The following is a 6191-nucleotide window of genomic DNA, read 5'->3' on the forward strand; positions in this document are numbered from 1 at the left end:
TTTGAGTTTTAAAAGTTTATAATAGTGTTTTAATTATATTCTCTTGGTCTCTCCGCGTAGCAAATCCATGAACTCATTGCGGGTCTTACTTGATTCAAATACACCGCTATAAGCACTTGTTGTGGTGATAGAATTCTGCTTTTCTACGCCACGCATCTGCATACACATGTGCTTTGCTTCGATGACAACCATTACTCCTTGTGGCTTCAGTGTGTCATTGATGCACTGCATTACCTGCTCTGTCAAGCGTTCTTGTACCTGCAGACGATGTGAGAAGATATCCACAACACGTGCAATCTTGCTCAATCCTGTTATATATCCGTTTGGTATATATGCAACATGAGCCTTACCATAGAACGGAAGAATGTGGTGTTCACACATGGAGAAGAAGTCAATATCTTTCACAATCACCATCTGGTTGTACTTCTCTTCAAACAAAGCATCTGTCAACACCTTATGTGGGTCTTGTGTATAACCACGTGTAAGTACCTGCATAGCCTTTGCAACACGCATCGGTGTTTTCTGCAAACCTTCTCTTTCAGGGTCTTCTCCTAAGAGTGTAAGCACCTGCTTGTAGTGTGATGCAAGTTCGTCTAATCCTTCACGGAATGGTATTTCTGGCGTCATATTATTTTGTTTTCTGATTAATTGTATTTGTTAGGGTTCTCTTTATGACAATAAGGTGGAATAATCCTTAGAAATCTACAGGTTCAGTTGTCTTAATTGTTACCATCATGCGGATGACGTTGGCATGTGGGTAACCCTCCTTACGGAGTGTACGCATTATCTTCTTTGCAGCATTGTAGTCGGTAAAGTTGCCAACAAGACACATCCAACGTGGTGGATAGAAATGTACATAAACAGGTTGATCAGGGAAGAGTTCTTTCGCTTTCTGACCAGCCTTGTCTGCTTGTTGGTGAGCAATACGAGTATTACCACCGCTATAAACTTGTACACGGAAGCCTCTTACTTTCTGTGTACCTTTCTTGATACGTTTGGTCACAATCCGCGTATCTTCAGTCTCATCCCATGAAGGGACGTGCGGTCTTCTGACTAAACGCTTGACAACCTTTGTTCTGATAGGTTGTAAGGTGCTATTGTCTGGGCGTGCTATTTCTGGCTTATGCTCGTTTAACTTTGGAACAGTTAGCTGTCTCGTGTCCGGCGTCTTGATAGCTGGACGTGCGCTCTCGTTTTGACTCTCTACTTTCTGTCGGTCTTTATTATTTTTCTTTGAAGCTTTCTTGCCATTCACCAATGCGTCAATCTCGGCACTCTGCGATACCGTCACCGACCCTTGGGCATTAACAGCCACAACAGCAGTCAGCATAAAAACTATGATTGTAAGGAGTCTTTTCATTCTTTAGTGTATAAAAATTGAAATAGAGGTTGTATCAAAAATGCCAATGGTTGTTGACCAAGTAGCAATTTGATACAGCCTCTTAGATTTTCTTTGAATTACTTCTTCCAAGCGTCGATGATAGCCTTGAAGTCAGCAGCCTTCAATGAAGCACCACCAATCAAGCCACCGTCGATGTCAGACTTGCTGAACAACTCTGCAGCATTGCTTGCGTTACAGCTACCACCATAGAGGATTGTTGTGTCCTCTGCAGCCTCTTTGCCATACTTCTCAGCAACGATAGAGCGGATGTAAGCCAACATCTCCTGAGCCTGATCAGATGTAGCTGTCTTACCAGTACCGATAGCCCAGATTGGCTCGTAAGCCAAAACGATGTTCTTCCACTCCTCAGCAGAAAGGTGGAATACAGAACCCTCGAGCTCAGCCTTTACTACCTCGTTCTGCTTCTCAGCCTCACGCTCCTCAAGAGTCTCACCGCAGCAGAAGATAACCTTCAAACCGTTAGCCAATGCCAACTGTACCTTCTCCTTCAAAATCTCTGCTGTCTCACCGTAGTACTGGCGACGCTCAGAGTGACCGAGGATTACATACTGTGCACCAGTGCTCTTTACCATAGCGGCAGAAACCTCACCAGTGTAAGCACCCTTCTCCTTGTCAGCGCAGTTCTCAGCACCGAGAGCAACACCCTCTGCATCCAATACCTGTGCAACACTTGCAAGGTGAATGAATGGAGTACAGATAACAACATCACAGTTTGGCTTCTCTGCCTTCAATGAGTCGTTGATTTCCTTTGCCAAAGCAACACCTTCCTGCAGGGTCTCGTTCATCTTCCAGTTACCTGCTACAATTTTCTTTCTCATTTGTCTTTTACGTTTTAAAAGTTGATATAATTTATTTGATTGTTCTTTTTGTATTAACCATTGCTCCTTTTGTCTCAACCATTCCTCACGTTTTCTTACCCATCGTGTCCATGACCAAATACGATCGGCTACGATAAGGAGTGTCAGTGGGAAGATATAACAAATAAGAATCAATACGATTTTTGTCCATGTCTCATTCTCTGGTTCACGTCCTACCTCTATAAGCGACAATGGTGCGTTCAGTTCTGCTTGTTTTGGCAAGTCATTATGACTCCACTTATTAATAATAGTACCTTTATAAAGTAGTACCAAACCAGGGTTACTTCGAATAATGGTCTTTAGAGTTGTGCCATCCATTGTATAGAATGGATATTCCGCTCCAGTAATATCTCGCCAGTGTTTTACAGCTTTATCTGTACTTGCGGTCAATCCATAGAAGCCATAACCATTCTCCTTTGCATATTCATAGATAGCATCAATCTCTCCAAAGTTGCTGTCGTCAGCACGCTCCAATACAGGGGCAATGAGTAGGAAAGTATATCCATCCTTGGTTAGAATACTATCGGTAAGGTCTTCTCCCGTCTTTTCGTCTGTAATTGAAAAGTCATGAATAGGCGGTTCGTAACCCTTTTCAAGTATCTCTTGGTGCGTATCTTTGAATACCCATGTAGAATCATTGTAAGGGTAATCATTCTCTGTGAATTCTTTTGTTACGCCATTCTTCTCACAAATGAAGGTCGTTTTATAAGTCGTTAGCTTAGCCCCTTTGGGTATTTCCATTCCCTTTTTGATATTCTGTCCGATGTAATAAGGACGGAAATCAAAGATAGGCAGATGATAAAGACTCAGTGTGGAGGCTGTGACAATAAAGACAATCGTGAAATAAAAAGCTATCCACTGATTTGTTTTTGATACAAAGCGTATTTGATAAAGTGGCCAGCATGCAAGGATGATGGCTGCTGTCAAGAGGATTAGATTCTTGATGAATGTCTGCGTATTCGTGAGATGAATGGCATCACCAAAGCAACCACAATCCTGTATTGGATTGCTTACAGTAAGCCAAAGGGTCACAAGCGTCATCACTACCATCATGATAAGAGATATCTTGCTGGCGAGTCGGCGACGAATAGCAAGCAAGAGCATCACACCCAAGGTGAACTCTATTGCTGATAGTCCGACAGATAAAATCAATTGTGCCCAATCTGGAATATATGCCGACAACTGCACCGCCTCTAAGTATTCTGCAATCTTATATTGCGAACCTAAAGGGTCAATCGCTTTGACAAAGCCCGAAAAGATGAATGTCAAAGCAAGTAGGATACGGCTGAGGTTTACTAGTATAGACTTTATTTTATTCATGTAGTTTGATTGCTCCAAAAACAGCGTAGTTCATTATATCCATATAATTGGCATCGATACCCTCGCTGACAAGCGTAGCACCACCAAGGTCTTCAATCTCCTTAATGCGTTCAATCTTTGTTAAGATAAGGTCGGTATAGCTGCTGACACGCATGTCGCGCCAAGCCTCGCCATAGTCGTGATTCTTCTTTATCATCAACTCGTATGACTCCTTTGCGTAGCTATCGTATAGTGCTAATGCCTCATCAGGTGTCATGTCAACGCTGTCGACAAAGCCTTTTTCCAACTGGATAAGTCCTACGATACTGTAGTTTATCAGCGCAATGAATTCTGGACGAATACCTTCACCCACCAAACTTTCACCCGTAATCTCCAAAGAACGGATGCGTTTCGCCTTAATAAAAAGCTGATCAGTAAGGGAAGAAGGGCGCAAAATACGCCATGAAGCACCATAATCATGGAGCTTCTTTCCAAATAGACTTCTGCACTCTGCGAGTACGTCTTGAAATTCCTGCTGTGTCTTTGTCAGTTGACTTGCCATAGTCTTATATTGATTTGACTGCAAAAATACGTAATTTCGCTGTAATAAACGAATGAATTAACAACTATTCCTGTCTTTAAGGTTGGTTCGTAAATCATTGTGAGCGATTGCAGCAAGGACTTGAATATCCTTTGTCAATCTTTGTGTTGAAGATAGATCCGTGTCTTTCGGTCGGATTACGAGGCTTTCTGAGAGTCTTAACCCTAAGTCTTTTTGAGAGAAATCGTATGCCTTAAGGTCTTTCCGTTAAATTATTGGTTGTGAATTGAATAAAGGGTTATGCACTTGCATGACATTACTTTCTTATATCTGTTACTTTCACAAAGGAGGATAAACTGCAGGGTAAAATACAAATTGATACCATATATATCTATTTTCTGTAAACAACTTATTTCCTTTTCGTTTGATATTTGTAAACTATTTTCGTACAATTCAAAATCAAAACGTGGTCTTTTGGCTTCTAAAAGACGGTTAATAGGCTTGTAAAAGGTGCCCTTTTGAGCTCTAACTAACGCCCTTTGGGAGTCCAATTAAGCACCTTTTCTTGCGCTACTTTATAACTAATTGATTTTCTGTTGGTTGCAGACTCGCTTTTTATCTGTGTTTTTGTCTTTATTTATAGACGTTTTGTTTGAAATTATGTAATGATTTTTCAGAGCCTTGTCTGTTTTTTGAAATATTATAAAAGGTCTTTTTATCTTCGTAATACTTTGTCTAAAACCATTCGAAAGATATAAAACGAAAGAGCGGGAACGCCTGTTAAGTGTGTTCCCGCTCAGTGAGTTTATATGTAAAAAGTGTTGCCTTATGGTGCTACAACAACCTTTACCCAGCTATTCGTTTTATCGATATTAGCTTTGTCATCATTAGCACTTTCTAAGAACGGCTTTACTTGTTCTAATTTTGCCTTTTGGGCAGCAGTCATTGTGACAGTAATGTTTGCTAAGAAGCCATTTGGGCTCTGGCTTCCTGCATAGAACTCATTCAAGCCTGTTATGTGGCGTATATCTAATGTTGATAGTTTACAATGTTCTACACCTAAGAATTCCAACTTTGTATTGTTTGATAAGTCAAGCGTTGTCAAAGGAAGGAAGGTAGTTCGCAAATATGTTAAGTTTGGATTATGCGTTACATCCACTGTTGTCATCTCCCTTACATTATACAAGTCAAGCTTGGTGAGGTTTGGATTGTTTGATACATCCAATGAACCTACATGGGTATTTGATAGCTGAAGTTCTTTCAAGTTAGCACCTGCAGCAGAAAGACCTTTGATTTCTTTCACTGCTGCACTTGCAAGGTTGACATCCCGTAGGTTTGTCATCTTGCTGAAGTCATAGCTTTCAATCTTTGAACCTGATGCCCAAAATCTCTGTAGTTTTGACTGCTCTGATAATCCGATGAAGTTTTGAAGACTACCATTAGAGATACCATTAAAATCGCTTACGTTTGGTGAATTAGTGGTGTTGATAGTCTTTATGTTAGAACTATAATATGTCTGTAAGTTCGTTAATGAAGGCATATTGCTTGCATCAACAGACTCAAGTGCTTTATTGCCATATAATGCGAATAAGTTGAGCTTAGTGTTACCACCTGTTACAACTTCTTTTAATCCAACCAAATCGTGTGCTTGTAATTGTGAGATTTTATCCAATCCAGTCACATCTATCTTTGTTACTAATGGACTACCAGCAATTTCTATACGGTCTGTGAGCTGTGGATATTTGTTAAAATTGAGTTCTCCTGCAAGGTTCGTGTTATCTTGAAGAGTTAGTCCATTTACATTACGATAATATTGTAACTCATCAATTGAAGTGAGTTTTGGGTTGCCTTTAATTTCCAACATTCCCTTGAAAGAAAGAATCTTCTCTAAGTTGTCTGCAGCATAAATATCCAAGTGACCATCTGTGGTTCTTGTTAAGCCTGAAACTTTCGCACCAACAGCCTCAATCAGACCCTGGTTTTTGAGAATGAAAGCCTTAGCCTTAGATGCATCAAGTGTCATCTCACCGAGGTCGTAAACCTTGGCACGCTGAATGTTGATTTCTTGCTTAACCTTCTTCAAGATAGCTTT

General features: G+C 40.6%; 4 protein-coding genes and 1 pseudogene. All 5 read right to left on the bottom strand.

The window, feature by feature from the left end:
* Positions 1-33: 33 nt before the first annotated feature.
* Positions 34-627: a GTP cyclohydrolase I FolE gene (gene folE / locus HMPREF1505_RS07305; RefSeq protein WP_004360491.1), complete on the bottom strand. Its 594-nt coding sequence runs from the start codon at positions 625-627 to the stop codon at positions 34-36.
* Between the two features lie 67 nt (positions 628-694).
* Positions 695-1360 carry an SPOR domain-containing protein gene (locus HMPREF1505_RS07310; protein ID WP_036924123.1) on the bottom strand — a complete coding sequence of 222 codons (666 nt, stop codon included), beginning with the start codon at positions 1358-1360 and terminating at the stop codon, positions 695-697.
* 98 nt (positions 1361-1458) lie between these two features.
* Positions 1459-3579, bottom strand: coding sequence for a BT_3928 family protein (locus HMPREF1505_RS07315; protein ID WP_036924126.1), 2121 nt, complete (start codon positions 3577-3579; stop codon positions 1459-1461).
* On the bottom strand, positions 3572-4120 hold the full coding sequence (locus HMPREF1505_RS07320; RefSeq protein ID WP_013264124.1) for a DUF1599 domain-containing protein: 549 nt from the start codon (positions 4118-4120) through the stop codon (positions 3572-3574). The genes HMPREF1505_RS07315 and HMPREF1505_RS07320 overlap by 8 nt, the downstream gene beginning before the upstream one ends.
* Before the next feature lie 805 nt (positions 4121-4925).
* Positions 4926-6191, bottom strand: a pseudogene (locus HMPREF1505_RS07325) (hypothetical protein); the annotation flags it as partial.

This window comes from Prevotella sp. ICM33 (assembly GCF_000517825.1).
Classification (GTDB): domain Bacteria; phylum Bacteroidota; class Bacteroidia; order Bacteroidales; family Bacteroidaceae; genus Prevotella; species Prevotella melaninogenica.

Bases quoted from the DNA above. Each gene is read 5' to 3' on its own strand.
- folE (WP_004360491.1), bottom strand. From the start codon at position 627: ATGACGCCAGAAATACCATTCCGTGAAGGATTAGACGAACTTGCATCA.
- HMPREF1505_RS07310 (WP_036924123.1), bottom strand. From the start codon at position 1,360: ATGAAAAGACTCCTTACAATCATAGTTTTTATGCTGACTGCTGTTGTG.
- HMPREF1505_RS07315 (WP_036924126.1), bottom strand. From the start codon at position 3,579: ATGAATAAAATAAAGTCTATACTAGTAAACCTCAGCCGTATCCTACTT.
- HMPREF1505_RS07320 (WP_013264124.1), bottom strand. From the start codon at position 4,120: ATGGCAAGTCAACTGACAAAGACACAGCAGGAATTTCAAGACGTACTC.